The sequence below is a fragment of the Dactylosporangium salmoneum genome, from assembly GCF_039532525.1.
Taxonomy (GTDB): domain Bacteria; phylum Actinomycetota; class Actinomycetes; order Mycobacteriales; family Micromonosporaceae; genus Dactylosporangium; species Dactylosporangium salmoneum.
On the sequence record NZ_BAAARV010000082.1, the window covers coordinates 1 to 22,751 of the forward strand.

The following is a 22,751-nucleotide window of genomic DNA, read 5'->3' on the forward strand; positions in this document are numbered from 1 at the left end:
GCGGCCGCGGCGCGGGTCGTGGCCTGGCCGCTGGCCGGGATCGCGGCGGCGTGGCTGGCCTTCGCGGCGGCGCGGGCCGCGGACCTGCCGCTGCGCCCGGCCGCGTACTGGGTGCTGCTCGCCGCCGCCCTGGCCCTCGCGGGCGGGTGGGCGCTGCGCGGGCGAGGCATCGAGGGGCGGCTGCTCTCCGCCGTGGCGCATGCCGTCGCGGCCGTGGCGCTGCTGCTCACCGCCGGGGACGCGGCCGCGGCGGCCGGCGTGGCCGGGCTCTACGGCGTGGCGCTGGGGCTGCGGGCGCTGGGCGGCGGGACAGTCCGGCGCGGGTACACCGTGGCGGCGGTCGTGGCGGAGCTGCTCGCGTACGAGCTGGTGCTGGTCGCGGGCGGCGTGTCGGTGCCGGAGGCGTACACCGCGCCGGCCGGGGCGGCGGCCGTGGCGGCGGGCTGGGTCGCGGCCCGGCGCCACCCGCGGCTCGGCAGCTGGACGGCCTTCGGGCCGGGGCTGCTCGCCGGGTTCGGGCCCAGTGTGGCGCTCGTGCTGGTCACCCCGGGCGAGCCGCTGCGCCGGCTGCTGGTCGGCGCGGCCGGGGTCGCGGTCGTGCTGGCGGGCGCTCGGCTGCGGCTGAAGGCGCCGATCGCGGCCGGCGGCGGGGCGCTGGTCCTGCTGGCCCTGCACGAGATCCGGGTCGTCTGGGACCACCTGCCCCGCTGGGCGCCGCTCGCGGTCGCGGGGGCGCTGCTCGTCGGGTTCGCGGTGACGTACGAGCGGCGGCTGCGCGACCTGGCCCGGCTGCGGGCCGCGATGACCCGCATGCGCTGAGCCGCTACTGCACCGCCTACTGCACCGCCTACTGCACCGCCACGATTGTCGAGGTGTGGCGGGCCCGTTCCGCGGCGGAGAGGATGTGCACGACCTGGGCCCCGAAGGCGGCGTCGCACGGGTGCGGGGTGCCGGTCGTGGCCGCGTCCAGCAGCGCGCTGACCGCACTGCCGAAGGCCTCGACCTGGGTGGCGTCCCACTCGGGCAGGGTGGTCGCGCCGTGCTCGCCGAAGTAGGAGAAGCCGAAGCTGGTGGCGTCGGGCGCGGCGTCCAGGGTCAGCGAGAGCGTGCTCGCGGCCCCGCCCTCGTGGCGCAGCAGCAGGTGGGCGGTGTCGCGGGGCCCCTCGGCGGCGGAGACGTCCACGACGTTGCCCAGCAGCGGCAGTACCACGGAAAGCGCATGCGGCCCCAGATCCCACAGGCCGCCGCGCTCCTTGCGCCAGACCGACTCGGCGTAAGGGTTCCCGGGCTGGTAGATCGAGGTGTACATCGTGCCGTGGGCCGCGTACCAGCCGCCGATGGCCGCGTTCTCGCGCAGGAAGGCGTCGATCGAGGGCACGAAGCGGTTGGTGAAGAACACGACCGTGGCAACCCCGGCGGCGCGGGCGGCCGCGACCACCTCGTCGGCGGCGGCCGGGTCCAGGGCGAGCGGCTTGTCCAGGAGCAGGTGCTTGCCGGCCTGGGCGGCGCGCACGGCCAGCGGCGCCTGCACGTCCGGCGGCAGGGCGATGGCGACCGCGTCGACGTCGTTGAACAGCGCGTCGACGTCGGCGTAGGCGGGGACGCCGTACCGGTCGGCCATGTCGGCCGCCTTGTCGGGACTGCGGCCCCACACGCCGGCGAGCGTCGCCGAGGGGTGTGTCGACAGCCCGGCTGCCTGCGTGACCGCCGCCCAGTGTCCCGTGCCCAAAACGCCGAATCGCATCGCACCATTCTCCCCCACGGCGCCCGTCCGGTGATCACCCACCCGGCACGGGCCGGCGCTTGGTCGCACCAAGCCGCGCGGAACACGGGAAAGCGACGTCTCAGGCACACCCCGAACGCAGCCCGACCCAGCGCGGCCCCGATCCGGCGCGGCGCGAATGGCGCGGCGCAGCCTGGCACGACCCAACCCGGCGTGGCCCCACCCGGCGGCAGCGCGACCCAGTGCGCCAGCTCGACCTGGCACGACCCGACGCGGCGCGGTCCAGCTTGGCGCGGCGACCCGACCCGGACCCGACCCGACCCAGCGCGGCCGGGCGCGATCCAACCCGGCGTGACTCGGCCCGACGCGGCGTGGCACGGGCCCCACCCGGCACGGGCCCCACCCGGCGCGGGCCGGCCATCCCCGTGCAGAGAACTGCGCGAAATGCAGGAAAGCGACATGTCGGGCGCTCCGCGCCACGACATGTCGGATTTATACCCGGTCAGGGTATAAATCGGATAAGTCGTGGCGCGCCAGCGCCCGACTTATCCGGAAAGCCCCTAAGGCCCGACCTCATCGATCCACCGGTCAATGCGAGCCCACCACTCGAAGAGCCAGTCGACCCGCTCCTGCCGCCCGGAAGGAATCTCGTCCGGCTCAACGGACCACCAGCGCATGGTGATGGTCAGGTCCAGCGGCAGGTGCCGCCACACGTCGGCCACGGTCAGCAGCTTGTCCAGCCCCGTGTGCGCGACCCAGATCACCCCCGCCTCCGGCGCCGCGTCCAGGGCCGCCAGGGTGCCGCCCGGCCGCGGGGCCAGCACGTGGCGCATCCGTTCGGCGCGCTCGGCCATGCCGTGCAGCCCCAGGTCGCGAAGGCGCTGGATGGCCCGCTCCCGCCGGCCCGGGGTGAAGTTGCCGCCCTCCGGGAAGAGGACCAGCACGTCGTTCTCGTCCAGGCCGGTGGCCAGCTCGGCGATGTGCTCCTCGCTGTCCGGGGCGAAGGTGACGAAGTGGCTGGGCAGGCGGTTGAGGACCACGTCGATGACCGGGTCCCACTGCAGGGTGTGCTTGAGGACGATGCGCGGCTCGCGGTCGAACCAGTTGACCAGGGCGTGCACCAGCAGGAAGGAGTCGCCGGGGCCGGCGTGGCGGCAGAAGACCAGCTCCGGCTGGCCCGGGGCGGCGACGTCGGGGTCGGTGCCGACGACGGCGACCTTGACGCCGAGGGCGAAGCGCGCCTGGCGGTACAGGATCCGCAGGAAGAGGCCGGTGAGGACGTAGTGGGCGCGCTGGAAGCGCGGGCCCCGCAGCCGCCAGCCGAAGCCGCTGCCGACCCAGAGCGCGAACAGCACGACGAGGGCCACGAGCTCCAGGAACAGGTAGACGGCGACCATCCAGGAGATGCGCAGGAAGCGCATCCGGCCGGAGCCAAAGGGGCCCAGGACGGCGGCCAGGAGGAGCCACGCCGGCATGGTGAGCAGGAGGGCGGCGATCAGCACGACGAAGATCGGGGCCAGGACCAGCCTGCGCAGCCAGCGCGGGGGGATCACTCCAGCGCCTCCAGGTAGGCGCGGGTGGCCTCGTAGGCGCGCTCGATCCGGCCGCGGGCGAGGGCGATCTTGCGGTACGACAGCGGCGAGTCGTCGCGCACCGAGCCGCCGCCGGTGGGCAGGACGTGCACGGTCACGTCCGGCGGGGCCTCCTGCAGCTCGCGGGCGAAGCGGTGGCGGCGGGCGACCTCGAAGGCGACCTGGGCGACCTCCCATGGGCGGCGGGGCGGGCGCAGGGGGCGCTCGACCCGGCCGACCTGCATCACGTAGACGGTCCGGGCGCCCAGCTCCACGGCCCGCCCGACGGGCACGGAGTTGACGATGCCGCCGTCGATGAAGTGCTCATCCCCCAGGTGTACCGGGGGCAGCAGCCCCGGCACCGCGGACGACGCGAGCACGGCGTCCACCAGGGGCCCGGAGGAGAACCAGTGCTCGGCCGCCCGCTCGATGCTGGCCGCGCAGCAGTGGAAGGGCACCGCCAGGTCCTCGAAGCGCACGTCGGTGCCGAGCTCGCGCTCGAGCAGCCGGCGCAGCGGGGCCGGGGAGTGCAGGTGGGTACGGCGGGCGAAGCGCCCCAGCTGGCGGGGCAGGGAGTCGCCGTAGACGGTGCGCGCCTGCGGCGAGGCCCATAGCTCGGTCAGCCGCTCGGCGACCTCCGGGCGCGGGTCGGCGGCCACGGCGGCGCCGTTGAACGCGCCGATGGAGGTGCCGACGACGAGGTCCGGGCGGATGCCGTGGCCGAGGACGGCGGCGACCATGCCGACCTCGTAGGCGCCGAGCACTCCCCCGCCGCCGAAGACGAATCCGACGGGGCGTTCAGGCACGGGCACGCTTGCGGCGGGTGCGCTGGGCCGGCGGGGTGGTGGCGAGGTAGGTCGGCGGCAGGCCGCCGCCGTTGCCCTGGTTCTGGCCGGGCTGGTTGGGGTCGCCGCCGCCCGGGCCGCCGGGGCCGCCACCGGGGGGCGGGCCGCCGGGGCCGTTCGGGGCGCCGGGGGGCGGGCCGTTCTGGCCTGCCGGCGGGCGGGACTTCTCCGGCGGGGCCGGCACGATCTCGGTGATCGCCGGCAGGGAGTCCTCCGGGCCGCGCAGCTCGTTGCGCTGGTCGCAGGGGGTGCCGTTGAGCACGAAGTCGCTGGCCGGGCGGGGCTGGCCGCCGTGGCCCCACACGCCGAAGGTGATCGCCTTGCCCGGCGGCAGGGCGGTCTGGCCGCTGACCTCCTGGGCGCCGACGCCGGGCAGGTAGCTGCCGACGCCCTCGATGCGGTCGACGGTCTGGCCGCCGCGGAAGATGAACCGCAGCGTCCACGGCTGCAGGGTGCGGTTGCCGACGTTGGCCACGGTCACGCGGGCCTCGAAGCCGCGGTCGGCGTTGGAGTCGATGGCCGGGTGGATGTAGAAGTCGACGTTGCAGGCGGGCTTCGGGGCCCAGGGCTTCCACACGATCATGCCGGTGGTCGCGCCGGCGGCGACGACGGTCACGATGACGGCGACCCAGGTGCGGCGGGTGTTGCCGGTGGCCCGGTGGCCGGCCCCGCGGGCGAGGACCGGCAGGCGCCGCGACGGCTCGAGGTCGGCCGGCAGCGGGGCGATGACCTCCTGCGTCGAGGAGGCGTCCTGGCCGGGAAGTACGACATGGATCCCCGTGGCCGCCGCGAGGACCTTCGCGACATCCTCCGCCGGCGGCCGGGCCTGCGGATCCTTGGCCAGGCAGCGGCCGATGAGCCGGGCCACCTCGGGCGGCAGGCCGGGGATCTCCGGCAGCGGGTGGGGCGGCTCGTACACGTGGTTGGCGATCATCTGCGTCGGCGTGTCCGCGTGCCAGGGCAGCCGGTCGGTGAGGCAGCGGTAGGCGAGCAGCCCGACGGTGTACACGTCGGTGGCCGGGACGACCCCGCCGCCGAGCAGCCGCTCCGGGGCCAGGTAGGCGGGGGTGCCGAAGACGGTGCCGTCGCGCTCGTCGTCGGGGTCGAACGAGCCGGTGAGCCCGGCCACGCCGAAGTCCAGGATCTTGGCCCCGGCCGCGGTCAGCATGACGTTGCTGGGCTTGATGTCGCGGTGCACGACCCCGCGCTCGTGCGCGGCGGCCAGCCCGGCGGCGACCTGGGCGCAGATCTGGGTGGCCCGGCGCCAGGACATCGGGCCGGCCCGCAGCCGCTCGGAGAGCAGCTCGCCCTCCAGCAGCTCCATGACCACGTACGGCCGGCGGCCGTTGCGCCCCGCGGCGAAGTCGCCGGCCTCGCCGTAGTCGTGCACGGCGGTGATGTTGGGGTGCTGCAGCCGGGCGACGACCTGCGCCTCGGCCCGGATCCGCTCCCGGTTGCCGGCCTTGGCGGCCAGCTCCCCGGCGAGCAGCTTGATGGCGACGTCGCGGTCGAGCACCAGATCACGGGCGCGCCACACCACAGCCATGCCGCCGGTGCCGACGGGTGCGATGAGCCGGTATCTGTTGCCGAGGACCTCGTCGGCGGTGCCGCTCAACCCTGAAAGCCGTCCTGATCGATTCCGGTCGCTGTTCCTGGCAAACCGTACCGGGGATACCACGTCGTGGCGAGACCCAAAATGTGACCGACCCCGGCAAATCCCTTCGCCAGGGCCGGTCCATGCCATGCGCAGCGCGGCCGCAAATCCGATGTATCGGGCCGTACCTCACAGCGTCAGCAGGTTGCCCTCCGGTACGACGATCTGCGGGCGGCCGTGCTCGAGGAATGCGGCGGCCTGCTTCGCGGCGAAGCCCGGGGCCTCGGTGATCGCGGTGCGGTACACGTCGGCGGTGCTGGCGGCGATCGTCGACCAGCCGTAGCGCTCGCTGACCATGAAGCGGGCCTGCTTGGCCACCCGGCGGGCGAACGGCTCGTCCTCCAGCAGGGTGGCGACCGAGGCGGCCAGCGCCTCCGGGGTCTTGGCCGGGAACGTCACGCCGGTGACGCCGGGCTCCACGATCTCGGCCAGGCCCCCGGTGGCGGCGACGGCGAGCGGCGCGCCCGCGGAGGCGCCCTCCAGCGCGACCATGCCGAACGGCTCGTAGATGCTCGGCACGACCAGCGCGTCGGTGGCGGCCATGAGGGCGGGCAGCTCGCCCTCGCCCATGAACCCGGCGAAGCTCACCGCCCGCTGCAGGCGCAGCCGCCGTACCTCCTCCTGCAGCTCCGCGCGGTGGGGCCCGTCGCCGGCGACGACCACCCGCAGGCCGTTGTGCCGGGCCCGCAGCTCCGGCAGCGCCGCGATGAGGTCCTGCACGCCCTTCTCGTAGACGAGCCGGCCGGCGTACCCCAGGAGGGGGCCCTCGGCGGCGAAGCGCGCCCGGGCCGCGTTGACCGCCCGGGACGGCGCCCGCCAGACGCTGGCGTCCACGCCGTTGGCCACCACCGAGACCCGCGCCGGCGCGACGTCGAGCAGCCGGGTCACCTCCCAGCGCATGTACTCCGAGCAGACCACGACCCGGCACGCCTCGTGCCCGAGCCACCACTCGACGGAGTGGATGCACTTGTTCGTCTCGTCCGGCAGCCAGCCCTGGTGCCGGCCCGCCTCGGTGGCGTGGATGGTGGCCACCATCGGCAGGTCGAGGCTCTCCTTGAGGGTCACCGCGGTGTGCGTGACGAGCCAGTCGTGGGCGTGGATGAGGTCGTACTCACCGGTCGCGGCGGCCCGCAGCGCGGCCCGGGTCAGCGTGTGGTTGAACGCCATCGTCCAGGCCAGCAGCGTGTTGGTGGACAGCGGGAACAGCGGCGGGTCCTCGGCGGCCCGCACGATCCGCACCCCTTCGGCGTACTCCTCCAGCGGCGCGCCCGGCGCGTGCCGGGTCACCACCGTCACCTCGTGGCCCGCCGTCACCAGCGACGTCGCCAGGGCGTGGACGTGCCGGCCGAGGCCGCCCACCACCACCGGCGGGTACTCCCACGAGAGCATCAGAATGCGCAACGGTTGTCGGTTCCCGGTTCCGATGGTCTCGCTCACGTGGCCGCCCCCACTTGATCGTCGAACAAAACGCCCGCCCATGTACCCGCGCACGGCAGCACCTAACGCGCGGTATCGCCCCCGCGAGTGAGCCATTGGGTGGGTGGGTTTGAGACTCATCCTGCACGGTGAGGGTTACCGCGTGGGCAAATCTCATTTCTAGGGTGTAACGGTCAGCCGACATTCCTCCGGACGCGCAGCACCTCGGCGACCGACCAGGCTTGGAAGGGGCATCCCGTCGCCCGGTGCGGCGCGTCGCCGTCCGCCGTCTCGGAGACCGAGCCCACCCCCCAGTCCCACAGATGCGCCTCGATGCCCTGCAACAGCCCACCGTGCTGCTTCGCGGACGGGGCCGGGTGGGCGTCGGCGTACGGGCCGATCATCCAGGGCCACACCGTGCCCTGGTGGTAGCCCGCGTCGCGCTGGGCCGGGCCGCCCTCGTGCGCGCCGACGTAGGCGGGGTCGGACGCGGCGAGGCTGCGCGGCCCGAGCGGCGTGATCAGGGCGGAGACCGCCTCGGGCACGGGCCGGCCGCGCATCGGGCCGCGGGGCAGGCTCCACGCCAGGAGCTGGTTCGGGCGCAGCGCCGGGTCGTCGCCGGACGGCCCGTCGACGACGTCGTACAGGGGCCTCGCGTCCTGCGGGCCGGTCGCGGGGTGCGACCGCCGCTCGAACGGGAAGCGCCGCTCGAAGCTCGCCCGGGCCCGGTCCAGGAGCGTCCTGACGGCGCCGGCGTCGCGGCCGAGCCGCTCCTGCAGCGCGGTGATCGCCCCGAGGCCGTTGATCCACAGCGCGTTCACCTCCACGGGCTTGCCTACCCGGGGTGTGACGGGGATCCCGTCGACCCGGGCGTCCATCCAGGTGAGCGCGACGCCCGGGGCGCCCTGGGTGATGAGCGCGTCGGCGTCGGCCCGGATGCCGTAGCGGGTGCCGCGCAGGTGGGCGGCGACCACCTCCTCGAGGGCGGGCAGCAGCTCGGCGGCGAGGTCGTCGTCGCCGGTACCGCTGACGTGCCGCTCGACGGCGTGCAGGAACCACAGGGTGGCGTCGACGGTGTTGTGCTCGGTTCGCCCGGTGTCGGCGGTGTTGGCGAGCATGCCGCCATCGAGCGTGGCGGCGTAGGCCCGCAGCAGCTCGCGGCCCTCGTCGTACCAGCCGGTGGCCAGGAACAGGCCCTCGTAGGCGGTCATGGTGTCGCGGGACCAGGCGCCGAACCAGGGGTACCCGGCCACGACGTCGGGGGCCCCGGCCGCGCCGGCGACCACGAAGGCGTCGGCGGCCAGCACGAGGGCCCGGTCGACGTCGTCGGAGGCGTCGTGGGTGAGCGCCCGGTTGCGCGCCCGGGCCCGGGCGACGATCCGCTCGGCCCCGCGTGGGGTGCCCTCGCCGGCGAAGGCCTCGACCTCGAGGGACTCGCCCGGGTGCAGTACGGCCGCGAACTGCCCGGCGCACCAGAGGTCCTCCTCCGCCGGCAGGCCGCGCTCCCGTTCGGCGCGGGTGTGCGCACCGCGGTACCACTGCTGGGTCTTCGAGAATCCGGGGCCCTCCAGCCGGAAGGCCGACTCGACCACCGCGCCGGACCCGTGCGCCTCGACGAGCGGGGCGGGGCCGGCGGCGGTGCGCTCGCCGTGCGCGTCGCGCCAGGTGACCAGCGCCTTGAGGGCCAGCGTGACCGGGCCGGGCGCGCTGACCAGCCGGTGCACGACGCCGAGGTGGGGCCGGCCGTGGACCATGGCCAGCTCGCGCTCGAGCACCACCGGCCCGATCCGCCAGCGCCACCGGGGCAGCCCGTCGACGAGGTCGAAGCGCTCCAGCAGGGTGTGCCCGGCCGGGCTGACGGCCCCGCCGGCCCACTCGTGCACGGCCAGCTCGACCTGTGCGCCCGACGGCAGGGTCAGCACCGGGTCGAGCGCGGCCAGGGCCAGGTGGCGGCGGGCCGGCAGGCCGGGCTCGGCGACGACGAGCAGGCCGTGGTACCGGCGCGTGCGCAGCCCCGACACGGTGCCCATCGCGTAGCCGCCGGTCCCATCCGGGACAAGCCACTCACGGCTCGCACCTGCCGACAAATCACCACATACCTGCGCGCCGAAGACGACCATGCGCACAATCTTGGTGGCTGGGGGTGGCGGTCGGCGAGCGGATCCCCACAAGATTATTGATCACGGGGCGTCTTGATGTAGGAACAAATGCCACGTAAGGGGTTGAATGGTCGGGTCTCAACTTGACCGAAACATGAACAACGGAGAATAGCCGCGTGATCGAGGACGATGGGAACGCCGAGCGCCGGAGGCTGGCCGAAGCCGACAGCGGGGAGCGCCCATGGCGGGGCTGGGGGCCCTACCTGTCCGAGCGAGCCTGGGGGACGGTCCGCGAGGACTACAGCCCCCACGGCAACGCCTGGGACTACTTTCCGCACGACCAGGCCAGGTCCCGGGCGTACCGCTGGAACGAGGACGGGATGGCCGGCATCTGCGACGACCGGCAGACGTTCTGCTTCGCGCTGGGCCTGTGGAACGGCAAGGACGCCATCCTCAAGGAGCGGATGTTCGGGCTGGGCGGCGACCTCGGCAACCACGGCGAGGACGTCAAGGAGTACTGGTGGTACCTGGACTCCACCCCGACGCACTCCTGGATGCGGTGGCGCTACCACTACCCGCAGGGCGCGTTCCCGTACGACGACCTGGTCGCCGAGAACTGCCGGCGGGGGCGCAACGAGCCGGAGTACGAGCTGGCCGACACCGGGATCTTCGACGAGGACCGGTACTGGGCGGTCGAGGTCGACTACGCCAAGGCCGGCCCGACCGACATGTGCGTGCGCATCCGGATCCGCAACATGGGGCCCGACCCGGCGACCCTGCACGTGCTGCCGACCCTGTGGTTCCGCAACACGTGGGCCTGGGGCCTGCCCGGCCGCGACTACATGCCGGAGATCCGCGCCAAGGACAACGGCCTGCTGGCCGAGCACCGGCTGCTGGGCCGCCTGGCGCTGACCGGCGACGGGGCGCCGCGCCCGCTGTTCTGCAACAACGAGACCAACGGCCCGCGGATCTGGGGCAAGCCCGGGCAGGAGTACCCCAAGGACGGCATCGGCGACCACATCATCCACGGCACCGACAGCGTCAACCCGGACAGCGTCGGGACCAAGGCGGCCCTGCACTACCTGATCTCCGTGCCGGCCGGCGGCAGCCACGAGATCCGGCTGCGGCTCAACCTCAACGCGCCCGGCGCCAAGGACCTCGCCCCGTCCGACCTCAAGGCCGACTTCGAGTCCACCATGAGCCGCCGCGGCGCCGAGGCGGACGCCTATTTCGACGGACTTGTACCGCCGTCCGCCAGCGACGAGGAGAAGATGATCGTGAGGCAGGCGGTCGCCGGCCTCATGTGGGGCAAGCAGTTCTTCCACTTCGACGTGGCCCGCTGGCTGCAGGGCGACCCGGTCTCGGAGCCCCCGCCGGACAGCCGCCGCTACGGGCGCAACAGCCACTGGTGGCACATGAACAGCTGCGACGTGCTGTCCATGCCCGACCCGTGGGAGTACCCGTGGTACGCCGCCTGGGACCTGGCGTTCCACTGCGTCGCCATCGCCCGGGTCGACCCCGGGTTCGCCAAGGACCAGCTGCTGCTCCTGCTGCGCGAGTGGTACATGCACCCGAACGGGCAGATCCCGGCGTACGAGTGGGCGTTCGGCGACGTCAACCCGCCCGTGCACGCCTGGGCCGCCCTGCGCGTGTTCGTCCTGGACGGCTCGCGCGACTTCGACTTCCTGGCCCGCGTGCTGCACAAGCTGCTGCTGAACTTCACCTGGTGGGTCAACCGCAAGGACGCCGAGGGCAACAACGTCTTCGAGGGCGGCTTCCTGGGCCTGGACAACGTCGGCCCGTTCGACCGCTCCGCCGCGCTGCCCGTCGGCGGACGGCTGGAGCAGAGCGACGGCACCGCCTGGATGGCGATGTACGCGCTCAACCTGCTCGACATGTCGCTCACCCTGGCCGTGCACGACCGGGTGTACGAGGACATCGCCGCCAAGTTCCTGGAGCACTTCGCCTACATCGCCGACGCGGCCTACGAGTTCGGCCTGTGGGACGAAGAGGAGGCGTTCTTCTACGACGTGCTGCGCACCGCCGACGGCCGTCAGATCCCGCTCAAGGTCCGCTCGGTCGTCGGCCTCCTGCCGCTGACCGCCACCACCATCATCAGCTCGTCCACCCTGCGCCGGCTGCCCGACGTCGCCGCCCGCCTGCGCTGGTTCCTGACCAACAAGCCGGAGTACGGCGACGTGGTCGGCGCGAAGAAGAGCCGGGGCGGCCAGCAGCTGCGCCTGCTGTCGATGGTCGGCCCGGACCAGCTGATCCGCATCCTGCAGCGCATGCTGGACGAGGACGAGTTCCTGTCCCCCTACGGCCTGCGCACCCTGTCCCGGGCGCACAAGGACGAGCCGTTCACGGTACATCTGGGTGACCACGCGTACACGGTGGGCTACGAGCCGGGCGAGTCGACGAGCGGCCTCTTCGGCGGTAACTCGAACTGGCGCGGCCCCATCTGGATGCCCGTCAACTACATCCTGATCGAGGCCGTGCGCCGCTTCGCCGAGTTCTTCGGCGACGACCTGCAGGTGGAGTACCCGGCCAAGAGCGGCAAGATGGCCACCCTGGCCACGGTGGCCGACGACCTGTCCCACCGCCTGGTGAAGCTCTTCCTGGACGACGAGCGGGGGCACCGCCCGGTCTTCGGCGACGTGGAGCTCTTCCAGGGCGACCCGGCCTGGCACGACCTGCTGCTGTTCTACGAGTACTTCCACGGCGACACGGGGGCGGGCCTGGGCGCGGCCCACCAGACGGGCTGGACGGCGCTGGTCCTGGACCTGATCCTGACCCTGCGCACTCCCCCGCCGGCGGATCCGCGCTCCTGACGCGTTCCCGCGCACGCGACCGACCTGAGGCCGGCCGGCCCCGCCCGCCGGCCTCAGCGGTCAGCCTCAGGCGGTCGGCGGCGGCCCGGGGAAGTCGATGGCGTGCCGGGCGGGCACCATGCGCCGGGCTCTCCCGCCCCGCTGATCATGGACCCGGCCGCCGCTACAGTGCGGACGTGGGTACATGGGGAAGTGGCAACTTCGACAGCGACACGGCTGCGGACCACCTGTCGATCCTGAGCGCGCGGCTGGTGCGTGAGGTCGCGGACGCCATGGCGGGGGATCCGGTCGAGCTGGAGGCGGACGAGTACTGGGGCGTCGCGGTCCCCTGCAACCTCGAGGTGCTGTGCCTCCTGGCCGGTCAGCCATGGGCCGGCGTCACGCTGCCCGACGCCGGGACGGTCGAGGCGTGGAAGGCGACCTACCTGGCCGTGTGGGACGCGAGCATCGACGGCCTGGAGCCCACCCCGGAACACAAGGCCCAGCGGCGAGCGGTGCTGGAGCGCACCTTCGACCGCCTGGCCGAGGCGATCCGCGCCGCGTAGCCAGGGTTTTTCCGTCACTGGCCTTCGCGGCCGACCGGCTGGACGACGCTGATGAGCTGACCGATCGCCTTCGTCCAGTCGGCCGCGAAGTCGATGTGGTGGAGGTGGCTCAGCCGCTGGTTGACGTCGATGTCGATGTCCGGCAGCTCGCACGGTTCGAGCATCACCGGCACGAACCAGCGGTGGTCGAACGGCTTGTACTGCATCTCTTCGATCGCCTGGCGCAGCTCGGCGTTCATGTAGGTCCGGTCGGCCGCCGCGTATCTCGGCGAGAAGCACGCGACGAAGTAGGCGCCGTTGCGGATCGCCGCGCGGATCTCCTTGCGCCAGTCGGCGGCGGGGCGGATGTCGTTGCGGTCGATCCAGACCGCGACGCCGGCCCGCGTGAGCTGCTCGGCGATCCGGTCGACCAGGGCGGCGTCCTCGCGGACGTAGGACATGAACACCTTGCTGGAGCCCACCGGTCTCCTCCTCTGCGGCTTCGGGTCCTGCGCGACGACGGGCTCGCGTCTGTGCCTGCGCGGTCTGCGGGACGCGGCGAGGAACCGCTGCAGCGGCAGCCGCGCGAGGAATCGCTGGGACAGCTCGCGGACGGCTGCGGCGTCGAAGAGCTCCTCCGCCGTCCGGCCGATCTCGGTGCGCTCCGGCACGTGCGTGCAGGCCTCGAAAGCGTTGAGGCAGAGGGTGATCATCTGCCCCGGGGAGACCACGGGCAGGCGGCTCGCCGGCGGGCGCTGGAAGGTCCATCGCAGGGCGCACAGCCCGAGCTGGGCGGCGCCGACGTAGTCGCCGCGGCGCAACCGCCGGGTGCTGTGCTCGGCCAGCAGGTCCCAGGCCGGCGCCGGGGCGAGGGCGCGGAGCAGCTCGTCGGCGGCGGCAGCGGCCGCGCTCGGCGTGGTGGCCGAGATCAGGCGGTGGACCGCCGGCGGTACCGGGCCGGGGTCCGCCTCGACGACCGCGGGATCGGGCGCCGGCGGCGGTGCGGTCGGGGCCCACAGCCGCCGGCCGGACTCGATCGCGAACTGCACGTCGCGCGGCTCGGGCCGGCGGCGGGCCAGGTCCTGCAGCCGCCGCAGGACCACGTCGGTGCCCGCGGGGTCCAGCTCCTTGCAGCTGATCGCGTACTGCGCGAACTCCCGCGCCAGGCCGGTCGGCGGCATGGCGCCGGCGCTCCAGGCCCCCTCGATCGCCTCCAGCATCGGCAGCCATCGTTCGAGCAGGTCGGCCGCCACGCCCGGCCCGTCGGCGGGCGCCCGCCGGACGGTGCCGGTCGACATCAGCCGGTCGTCCGGCGTGATCCGCGCCCGTCCGACCGGCGCGGGGGCGTGACACCAACGGGGACTGTGGTGCCGGCGCGACGCGTGCGGCGTGCCGAACCGTGCGGGCAGGATCGGCTCGATGCGGCCCTGGTCCAGGTCGATCTCGGCGGCGACGTACACGCCACCCCGCCGCACCTGGTCGTGGCCGAACGCGCCGACCGGCGCGGTGACGAGCGCCCGCTCGTCGGGTGACACGGCAAGCTCACGGACCCGCAGCGCGAGCCCGGAGGCCGACTCCAGCCGGCACCGGCTCGACAGCGCGTCGGCCGAGAGGTCGTAGTCGTGGACCGTCACGCTGCCGGAGGCCGGATCCTCGATCGCCGCGAGCATCATGTTGATGCCGGCCCGCGGGTTGAACGCCACGGCCGTCGAGCGGAACGGCAGCTCGACGACGAAGCCGTCCTCGACCCTGATCAGGAGGTTCACCCCGACCTGCGAGCACAGGTGCACGAACCGGCCGTCCGGGCTGTAGCCGATCTCCGGTATGTCGAGCCGGTCCTCGGCGGGGAAGCCGGCCACCAACCGGCGCGTCCCCATGCCGAGTTCGTACTCCCACAGCAGATACTTCATCCGCCCCGGGCCGTACGCACCGGAACCGGTCCGCTCCTCGGCGACACAGATCCGCGAACCGTCCGGCGAGAACGCGACCGACTCGGCCACGCAGACCGGCGTGACCATCTGGGGATGGTCCGAACCGTAGGCCTGCAGGTACACCTGCCAGGACCGGAACGGCTCGGTCGGATACGGCACACCGTCGCCGAGGGTCAGGTGGATGGCGTGGTCCTGGACCCAGCTCGTGCCCTCCGGCAGGCCGAAGGCCTCGGCGAGCGGCCGCCGGCAGTAGGCCCACAGGCCCGCGCCCGGATGCGTCACGGCCATGCGGTCCGAGTAGCCGAAGTGGGTCAGCGGATGCCCGTCCTGGTCGACCACCGCGTACGGGGCGAGGTGCCCGCGCTCCTCGGCGACATCGAAGAACACGCGCAATGACTCGTAGTCGCTGATCGACTCGTCGGTCAGCACCGACTCACCGAAGCAGAAGTCAGTCAAAGAGCAGCCCGACCTCGTCCACGGAAATCGGCCGGGCGCCGAACTCGGCCACGAAACGGGGCCGGATCATGTTCGCCCGGCGGGCCAGGGTGTTGATATTGTCGACCATCGACTGGATCGAGGGAATGAACTCCCGCGACAGCGCCTCGGCGAAAAACACCTCCTGGAGGACGGCGCACCGCGGGTTCGTCGGCCGCGTCGGCCGCGCGAGGTAGGCCCGGCCGTTCCAGAGGTCGGCGTTGACCTCCGACAGCGCGAGACCCACGGCGCCGGTCACGGGCACGTCGGCCGCGATGCCGGCCGTGGCCCGCACGTGCAGGGGCTCCGGCAGCACGCCGAGCAGGAGCACCGTGCCGTCGAGCGAGAGCACCCAGGTCCGATGCGGCAGCACTTCCACGATCGCGCGATATTTGCCGTCGTAGGCCTGCGCCAGCGTCCATTCCACGGTGTCGACCGTCTCGGCGAAATCCACGTCGCTCCTCCCGCCCATTTCCGCGCAGACAGCTTTTCCGAGCTTCCGGCGCATGGGCAATGGTCCATTGCGCCAGAAGCGCGCAGACAGCTTTTCCGAGCTCCCGACGCATGGGCAATGGTCCATTGCGCCAGACGGGAGGAGCCGACCAGACGAAGCATTCCGGTCGCGACCACACGATGGCGGGTCAGTCGGGCAGCCATTGCGTGTCGAAGTCGTACGGCGGCGGCTCCACGGCGTCGGCGGCGTGGAGGAACTCGGCGCGCGGCAGGGGACCGGCGTCGCCCGCCACGTAGGTGATGGTCAGGCTCAGCCCCGCGATCTGCTGGTCCTGGCGGATGGTCTGGCGGGCGTCACGCTGAACCAATGCGGCGGGGCACGCAGAAGTACTACATCAATTGCCGAGCAACGGGGTGCGGTGGCGCTCCAGGTAGGCCTCGACGTGCTCGGCGTGGTCGGGCGGGCTGATGAGGAAGCCCTGGCCGAGCGCGCAACCCGCCGCGCGGACCACGTCGGCGTGGGACTGGGTCTCCAGGCCGCAGGCGATGACGTCGATGCCGAGGCGGCGGGAGAGGCCGACGACGACGTCGACGATCGGGGTGGCGGCGCCGCGCCGGCCCGGGGGCTCGTTGAAGAGGGCCTGGTCGATCTTCAGGACGTCGATCGGGAGGCGGCGCAGGTGGGCCAGGGCGGTCGGGCCGGTGCCGAAGTGGTCCAGCGCCGTGCGGACGCCGAGCGCGCGCAGGCCGGCCAGCTGCTCGACGGCGAAGGCGTCGTCGGGCAGGGCGGCCTCGGCGACCTCGACGACGATGGCCTCGGCGGGGACGCAGTGGGTGTCGACGGCGGTGGCGACGGCGGCCAGCCAGCCCTCGCCGGCCAGCTGCCGGGCGGAGACGTTGACCGACATCCACAGGTCGCGGCCGTCGCGGCGCCAGCAGGAGAGCTGGCGGCAGGCGCGGTGCAGTACCCATTCCCCGATCTCGTCGGCGATGCCGCCGCCCAGCTCCTCGGCGATGGGCAGGAACTCCGCCGGGGGGACGGTGCCCAGCCGCGGGTGGCGCCAGCGCAGCAGGGCCTCGGCGCCGACGGGCTGGCGGGTGGCGAGGTCGGCGATCGGCTGGAAGGCCACGTCGAGCTCGCCGCGGCCGATCACGCCGGGCAGCTGCTGCTCGATCTCCGTGCGGCGCACCAGGGCGGTCTCGAAGGACTTGTCGTAGCACTCGACCCGGCCGCCGGCGCCGCCGCGGGCGAGCTGGCGGGCCCTGCGGCGGGCCACGTCCGCGTGCCGCAGGGCCTCTTCGGCGTTCCCGGCGCCGAGGAGGTCGGCCACGCCGACCTCGGCGGCCAGGTGCACGGTGTGGCCGGGCAGCTGGAACGGCTCGGCGAGGGCGGTGGCGATCCGGGTGGCCAGGGCGAAGGCCTGCACGATCGGGGCGTCGGTGAGCACGGCGAAGCCGGCGGCGCCGAGCCGGGCCGGCAGGTCGTCGCGGCCGGCGGCGGCGCGCAGCCGGCGGGCCGCCTCGATGAGGACGGCGCCGGCGACGGACGGGCCGTGCAGGTCGGCGACGCTCTCGAAGCGGTCGAGCTCCAGCGCGAGCAGCGAGCCGGGGCGGGCGTCGCGGCAGGCCTCCTCGGCGGCGGCGACGAACCGGCGGCGGTTGGCCAGGCCGGTCCGGTCGTCGGTCCAGGTGACCTCGTGGAGGGTGCGCTGCAGCTGGGCCCGGTCGCCGATGTCGCGCACGTGCACGACGAGGCCGCCGACCTCGGGCGCGGCACGCTGGTCGATGACCGTGGACTCGGTGTCGCGCCAGCGGCCGAAGCCGTCGCGGAGGCGGGCCTGGACCAGCGTGTGCTGACAGCCGTCGAGCACGGCGCGCAGCGCGGCGGCGACGGGGGCGGCGTCGGCCGGGTGGAGCAGGTCGGTCAGGGGGCGGCCGAGCGCGTCCTGGTCGGACAGGCCGAACTGGCGGGCGGCGGCCGGGGACTGCCAGCGCACGACGAGGCCGGCGTCGAGCACGATGGCGACGTCGGTCGAGCCGGCGACGAGCGTGCGGAAGCGGGCCTCGCGGCCGGCGAGCGTCTGGGCGTACCGGCGGATGTCCCACGCGGCGAGCACCTCCCGCACGGCGAGGGCGCCGAAGGCGGCGATCCCGAGGGCGACCGAGGTCTCGTCGAAGCGGCCGCCGGTGAGCAGGTGCCACGCCGACACCACGACGGCGAGCAGGGCCGGGACGAGCAGCAACGGGTACCCGGCGAACGAGCCGTCCTCGTCGGCGGCGTGCGGGCGGGTCGGCTCGTCGCCGGCGCGGCGGGCCCCGGCGGCGAGGAGGAACGGGCCGGCGACCATGGCCAGCCCGGCGGCCACGAGCCCGGCGGGGGCCGCGCCGGGGGCGCCGAGCCAGGTGCGGTCGTGGCCGAGGAGCAGCAGGGCGTACCCGCTGACGCCCACGATCGACAGCGCCGCGCCGCCGCTGCAACCCAGCGCGGCCGGGCGGTGACGCACGGCGCGCAGCCCGGTGACGACGGCGACGGCGACGGCCACGCAGCCGGTCAGCGCCACGGCCAGGCGCAGCGGCGCGGTGCCCGGGCTCGAGCGGCCCAGCGTGAACACCCAGGCGCAGTACAGGAGGCTGACGCCGATCCCGGCGCCGTCGAGCAGGCGGCGCAGCCGGGCACCGAGGGTCGGCGCGGTGCCCGGCAGCAGGAGCAGGCCCGCGAGGTACGCCGGCGCGGCGAGCAGCGTCGTCGCGGCGGCGATCGGGCCGGGGTCCAGCCACGGCAGGCCGGTGGCGGCCACCCCGGCCCCGGTGACCAGCGCGCCCATGCCGAGGAACCCGGCGCCGCGGCAGGGGCCGAAGTCGCGCCGGCCGCGATGGATCCGCAGGGCGAGGCGGATCAGCCCGCCGGCGTGCACCAGCGCCGTGACCCCGGCGAACACCGCCACCGCGACCAGGCCGAGCACCGGCCCGATGACGGCCGCGGCGCCGAGGACCGCTGCCGCGCTGAGCAGAGCGAGCCAGAACGTGCGCGGGTTGCCGATCACTGCAGTGCCGCTTTCACGAGAGAACGCTGGGGATGTGCTCATCGTGCCCAACGACGGCGGCCGCCCGGGGTTACCGGCCGGGCCCGAGAATTTCCCCGATCGCGGTGAGTCGCTCGCGGCGTTCTTCCGGGGAGACGGTACCGCGGGTCAGCTCGTCCAGCAGCAGCCCGTCGATGAGCCCGATCATGAGCCGCGCGCGGGCCCGCGACCCGGTGAGCCGCTCGGCCCGCTCGACGAACCCGTCCGCCAGCCGCGCCGCGGCCTCCCCCAGCTCGCGGCGGGCCTGCGGGTCGAGCATGAGCATGAACCGGGCCCGGGTGCGGGGCGAGCCGGCCCAGCCGGCCAGCACGTCGGCGAGGTCGCGCCCCTCGGAGTCGGCGAGGTCGAGCTCGGCGATGCGCTCCAGGGCGGCGGTGAGCAGGGCGTTGCGGGTCGGGAAGTGGTAGCTGCACGTCCCCTGCGGCAGCCCGGCCCGCGCGTCGACGGCCCGGTGGGTCAGCGCCCGCACGCCGTCGTGGCCGAGCACGTCGATGGCGGCGTCGGCCAGCCGACTCTTGCGATCCTTCACGACCCCGATACTACAGGTGTAGCGTTTCGGGCATGCGAACTGCGATCGTCGTCGGGGCCGGCATCGGCGGGCTGGCCACCGCCCGCGGGCTCGGGCTGGCCGGCTGGGACGTCACCGTGCTGGAGCGGCAGCCCCGCCTCGCGGGCCCCGGGGCCGGCCTGACGCTGTGGCCCAACGCCCTGCGCGCCCTGGACTGGCTCGGCGTCGGCGCGCGGGTCCGCGCGGCCGGCGCCCCGATCACCGGCGGCGGCCTGCGCACCGCGGGCGGCGCCTGGCTGACCCGGGTCTCGGTCGGCGGGCCGATCGTCGTGCACCGCGCCGACCTGCACGAGATCCTCGCCGAGGGGGTGCGGGTGCGCACCGGCACCGCCGTGACCGACCCCGAGGAGCTGGACGCGGAGCTGGTCGTCGGCGCCGACGGCATCGGCAGCCTGTTCCGGCAGCGGTACCACCCGCAGACCCGCATCCGCGACAGCGGCCAGGTCTCGTGGCGCTCGGTCGTGCCGGCCGACGCCATGGGCGGCGCCCGCGAGGGCGGGGAGACCATGGGCCCGGGCGGGCTGCGCTTCGGCCACCTGCCGATGGGCGCCCGGGGCGTCTACTGGTACGCCGCCGCCCCCGGCCCGCTGCGCGATGCCGGGAAGGAGGAGCAGCTGGCCGAGCTGCGGGCGGCCTTCGACGGCTGGCACGACCCGATCCCGGCGCTGCTGGCCGCCACCGACCCCGCGACGCTGCTGCACCACCCGCTGATGGACCTGCACCCGGTGCCGCCGATGCGCTTCGGCACGCGGACCGCCCTGGTCGGCGACGCCGCGCACGCGATGACCCCGAACCTGGGCCAGGGCGCCTGCCTCGCCATCGAGGACGCGGTCACGCTGGCCGGACTGCTCGCGCGCGGCCTGCCGGTGCCCGAGGCGCTGCAACGGTACGACGAACAGCGCCGCCCCCGGGCCGAGCTCGTGGTGCGCCGCTCGTGGCAGACCGGGCGGATCACGGGGGCCCGCGGGCGGGTCACCAGCGCGCTGGTGCAGGCGCTGGCCCGGGTGGCGCCGGCGGGCGCGGCCGCGCGGGCCGCGGAACGGATCGCGGCCTGGACCCCGCCGACGGAGTCACCGTTGGTCACGCCCCGTTGACGCCGTCGCGGTCCGCGCGCGATGTCGTCGCGGACGGGCGCCGTCAGTGCCGTCGCGGGCTGTTACGCGGGCAGGCCGACGCCGTTGATGCCGTCGTGGGCTGTTACGCGGGCGGGCGTGCGCCGTTAGTGTCGTCGCGGGCTGTTACGCGGGCAGGCCGGCGCCGTTGATGCCGTCGCGGGCTGTTACGTGGGCGGGCGTGCGCCGTTAGTGTCGTCGCGGGCTGTTACGCGGGCAGGCGGGCGCCGTTGATCTCGTCGCGGCCCAGCCAGGAGCGCAGGCGCCCGCGGAGGCCTTTGGGCGCGGGCACGTCGTCGCCGACGATGTCCGCGACCACGGCGGTGATGTTGTCCGGGCCGCCCGCGCGCAGCGCCAGGTCGACGAGGCGCTCGACGCACTCGTCGACGTCGGCGTACTCGCGCAGCGCCTCCTCGATGGTCTCCGCCCGCAGCACGCCGGACAGGCCGTCGCTGCACAGCAGGTAGCGGTCGCCGGGGCGGGCGGCGGTCACGGAGTACACCGGATCGGTCGGTTGCCCCTGCAACACCCGGCTGACCAGGGAGCGCTGCGGGTGGGTGGACGCCTCGTCGAGCGTGATGCGCCCCTCGTCGACGAGCAGCTGCACGTAGGTGTCGTCCTTGGTGACCTGTCCGAACTCGTCGCCGCGCAGCAGGTAGGCCCGCGAGTCTCCAATGTGGACCAGGCCGATCCGCTCGCCGGAGAAGAGAATGGCGGTCAGCGTCGTGCCCATCCCGAGCTTCGCCGGGTCGGCCTCGACCTCGTCGCGGATGCGCCGGTTGGCGTCCGAGACCGCGGTACGCAGGGCGGTGAGCAGGTCGTTCCCGGCGAACTCCTCGTCCAGCGGCGTCATCGCCTCGATCGCCAGCCGGCTGGCCACGTCGCCCGCCGCCATGCCACCCATACCGTCGGCGACGGCGAGCAGCCGGTCGCCCGCGAAGACCGAGTCCTGGTTGGTACTGCGGACGAGCCCCACGTCGGTCCGCGCCGCCCAGTGCAGTGCGAGCGGTTGATGCCTCTCGTCGACCACGCCCTCGGTGCCAGCCTCTGCCATGCGTGACAGAGTGCCGCACGAGACAGGCGGGCGTCTCTACGCACTTGTGCGTATCGTGGCCGCATGCCGACCGCCCCCTTCATCGGACGAGCCCCCCAGCTCGCCGAGATCGCGGACGCATGGGCCACCCGCCGCCCCGGCATCGTATTGATCACCGGCGAGGCCGGCGGCGGGAAGAGCCGGCTGGTCGCCGAGGTCCTGAACCGGCTGGACCTCTCCTCCGCGACGGTCCTGCGGGGCTCCGCCCGCTCCCTCGGCGCCGCGCCGCACGACTGGCTGGCGTCGGTGCTGAGCGGCCGGCCCGCCGCGAGCCTGCCCGTCGACGAGGCCCTCCTGAACCGCCTGGGCCAGCGCTCACCGAACGCGACCGAGCCGCGCCTCTCCCCCGCCGTGACGCTGCGCGCCGCCGTCGACGTGGTCCGCGCCCTGCTGCACGCCGCCCCCGTCGGCGACCCGGGCCCGGATGACGACGCCCGGCTGCCGGCGGAGATCTCGCGCCGCTCCGCCTCCGGCCTTATCCGACATTTTACGAAATTTCGGGTTGGCGGGGAGATTCTCGAATCGACGGTCGTCACTACGACAGAGCCGGACAGCACGGACGGCGATGACGCACGGCTGGGGATCATCGTGGTCGAGGACCTGCACGACCTCGACCCGGCCAGCCTGGCGCTCGTGGCCGAGCTCGCCGCCGCCGCCGACACGCTGCCGGCGCTGCTGCTCGTGACGAGCCGCCCGCCGCAGGAGGCCGCCTTCGCCCCGGCCGCCGCCCGAACCCTCCGCCGCCTCGGCGGCGGCCCGTCCGTGCGGCGGGTGCACGTCGCGCCGTTCACCGCGCGGGAGACGGCGGAGCTGGTCGAGGCCCGGTACGGCAGCGCGCCCGCCCCGGAGACCGTCCGCGGCGCGCTGCGGCGCACCGGCGGCAACGCGTTCTGGCTGACGGAGCTGCTGGCCGCCTGCGGCACGGCCGACGAGCTCGCCGCCGCGCCCCTCCCCGCGCACGTGGTGGGCCTGCTGGTCGAGCCGCTGGCCTCGGAGCCCGCCGTCGTCGGCCGGGTGGCCCGCGCGGCGGCGCTGCTGGGCGACCCGGTGGACAGCGACGTGCTGGCCCACGTGTGCGGCGGGGACGTGGAGCCGGCCCTGCGGCGCCTGCTCGACCTGGGCATGCTGCTCATCGCCCCCGACCTGGCCCCGGCCGGCTCGCTGCGCTTCCGGCACCCGCTGCTGCGCGAGGCCCTGGCCGCGGGGGCGATGCCGAGGGAGCGCACCCGCGTGCACACCCTCGCACACGGCCTCGCCGCCGAGCTCGGCGACGACGCGGCGGTCGCCCGGCACGCCGCCGCCCTGGGCCGCTACGCCGAGGCCCGCGCCGACGCCGTCCGCGGCGCCGCGACCTGCCTCGCCGACGGCCTGCCG

General features: G+C 74.3%; 16 protein-coding genes and 1 pseudogene. 5 read left to right on the top strand and 12 right to left on the bottom strand.

From position 1 onward, the window contains the following. The coding region (locus tag ABD352_RS41310; RefSeq protein WP_425553869.1) for an SCO7613 C-terminal domain-containing membrane protein at positions 1-819 on the top strand (819 nt) is incomplete at its 5' end. A gap of 28 nt (positions 820-847) precedes the next feature. Here the strand turns inward: ABD352_RS41310 and ABD352_RS41315 are convergent. The 6 genes from ABD352_RS41315 to ABD352_RS41340 all read right to left on the bottom strand — a co-directional run bounded on the left by ABD352_RS41315 (position 848) and on the right by ABD352_RS41340 (position 9,329). Beyond that, positions 848-1,744: a Gfo/Idh/MocA family protein gene (locus tag ABD352_RS41315; protein ID WP_344618050.1), complete on the bottom strand. Its 897-nt coding sequence runs from the start codon at positions 1,742-1,744 to the stop codon at positions 848-850. A 539-nt stretch (positions 1,745-2,283) separates the two neighbouring features. Next, positions 2,284-3,273 (bottom strand): 1-acyl-sn-glycerol-3-phosphate acyltransferase, encoded by a 990-nt coding sequence (locus ABD352_RS41320; RefSeq protein WP_344618063.1) that lies wholly within the window; start codon positions 3,271-3,273, stop codon positions 2,284-2,286. Then, positions 3,273-4,100: a patatin-like phospholipase family protein gene (locus tag ABD352_RS41325; RefSeq protein WP_344618051.1), complete on the bottom strand. Its 828-nt coding sequence runs from the start codon at positions 4,098-4,100 to the stop codon at positions 3,273-3,275. The genes ABD352_RS41320 and ABD352_RS41325 overlap by 1 nt, the downstream gene beginning before the upstream one ends. Further along, positions 4,093-5,754, bottom strand: coding sequence for a serine/threonine-protein kinase (locus ABD352_RS41330; RefSeq protein ID WP_344618052.1), 1,662 nt, complete (start codon positions 5,752-5,754; stop codon positions 4,093-4,095). Before ABD352_RS41330 ends, ABD352_RS41325 begins: the two co-directional genes overlap by 8 nt. Before the next feature lie 168 nt (positions 5,755-5,922). Next, on the bottom strand, positions 5,923-7,182 hold the full coding sequence (locus tag ABD352_RS41335; RefSeq protein WP_344618064.1) for a glycosyltransferase family 4 protein: 1,260 nt from the start codon (positions 7,180-7,182) through the stop codon (positions 5,923-5,925). 221 nt (positions 7,183-7,403) lie between these two features. Next, entirely contained in the window at positions 7,404-9,329 is a 1,926-nt protein-coding gene (locus ABD352_RS41340; protein WP_425553870.1) for an amylo-alpha-1,6-glucosidase, read from the bottom strand. A 155-nt stretch (positions 9,330-9,484) separates the two neighbouring features. Between ABD352_RS41340 and ABD352_RS41345 the strand changes: the two genes are divergently transcribed. Beyond that, entirely contained in the window at positions 9,485-12,139 is a 2,655-nt protein-coding gene (locus tag ABD352_RS41345; protein ID WP_344618054.1) for an MGH1-like glycoside hydrolase domain-containing protein, read from the top strand. Between the two features lie 176 nt (positions 12,140-12,315). Beyond that, on the top strand, positions 12,316-12,684 hold the full coding sequence (locus tag ABD352_RS41350; protein WP_344618055.1) for a DUF4259 domain-containing protein: 369 nt from the start codon (positions 12,316-12,318) through the stop codon (positions 12,682-12,684). 14 nt (positions 12,685-12,698) lie between these two features. Here the strand turns inward: ABD352_RS41350 and ABD352_RS41355 are convergent, their stop codons facing one another. The 5 genes from ABD352_RS41355 to ABD352_RS41375 all read right to left on the bottom strand — a co-directional run bounded on the left by ABD352_RS41355 (position 12,699) and on the right by ABD352_RS41375 (position 19,133). Further along, positions 12,699-15,050: a TIR domain-containing protein gene (locus tag ABD352_RS41355; RefSeq protein WP_344618056.1), complete on the bottom strand. Its 2,352-nt coding sequence runs from the start codon at positions 15,048-15,050 to the stop codon at positions 12,699-12,701. Then, a complete protein-coding gene (locus tag ABD352_RS41360) occupies positions 15,043-15,522 on the bottom strand; it encodes a hypothetical protein (protein WP_344618057.1) in 480 nt (159 codons plus the stop codon). The genes ABD352_RS41355 and ABD352_RS41360 overlap by 8 nt, the downstream gene beginning before the upstream one ends. Positions 15,523-15,709: 187 nt before the next feature. Next, entirely contained in the window at positions 15,710-15,889 is a 180-nt protein-coding gene (locus ABD352_RS41365; protein ID WP_344618058.1) for a hypothetical protein, read from the bottom strand. 27 nt (positions 15,890-15,916) lie between these two features. Continuing rightward, positions 15,917-18,565 (bottom strand): putative bifunctional diguanylate cyclase/phosphodiesterase, encoded by a 2,649-nt coding sequence (locus ABD352_RS41370; protein ID WP_344618059.1) that lies wholly within the window; start codon positions 18,563-18,565, stop codon positions 15,917-15,919. Between the two features lie 70 nt (positions 18,566-18,635). Continuing rightward, the gene (locus ABD352_RS41375) at positions 18,636-19,133 is read right to left on the bottom strand and encodes a TetR/AcrR family transcriptional regulator (protein ID WP_344618060.1); all 498 of its coding nucleotides are present in this window, start codon (positions 19,131-19,133) and stop codon (positions 18,636-18,638) included. Between the two features lie 32 nt (positions 19,134-19,165). On the opposite strand from ABD352_RS41375, the gene ABD352_RS41380 reads away from it, so the two are divergent. Continuing rightward, positions 19,166-20,266 (top strand): FAD-dependent monooxygenase, encoded by a 1,101-nt coding sequence (locus tag ABD352_RS41380; RefSeq protein WP_344618061.1) that lies wholly within the window; start codon positions 19,166-19,168, stop codon positions 20,264-20,266. Positions 20,267-20,573: 307 nt separating this feature from the next. Here the strand turns inward: ABD352_RS41380 and ABD352_RS41385 are convergent. Further along, positions 20,574-21,338 (bottom strand): annotated as a pseudogene (locus tag ABD352_RS41385) (PP2C family protein-serine/threonine phosphatase); the annotation flags it as partial. 63 nt (positions 21,339-21,401) lie between these two features. Here ABD352_RS41385 and ABD352_RS41390 point away from each other — a divergent pair. Continuing rightward, the coding region (locus ABD352_RS41390) for an AAA family ATPase (RefSeq protein WP_344618062.1) at positions 21,402-22,751 on the top strand (1,350 nt) is incomplete at its 3' end.

Coding starts and splice junctions, on each gene's coding strand:
- ABD352_RS41315 (WP_344618050.1), bottom strand. CDS start 1,744: ATGCGATTCGGCGTTTTGGGCACGGGACACTGGGCGGCGGTCACGCAG.
- ABD352_RS41380 (WP_344618061.1), top strand. CDS start 19,166: ATGCGAACTGCGATCGTCGTCGGGGCCGGCATCGGCGGGCTGGCCACC.
- ABD352_RS41340 (WP_425553870.1), bottom strand. CDS start 9,329: ATGGTCGTCTTCGGCGCGCAGGTATGTGGTGATTTGTCGGCAGGTGCG.
- ABD352_RS41335 (WP_344618064.1), bottom strand. CDS start 7,182: ATGCTCTCGTGGGAGTACCCGCCGGTGGTGGTGGGCGGCCTCGGCCGG.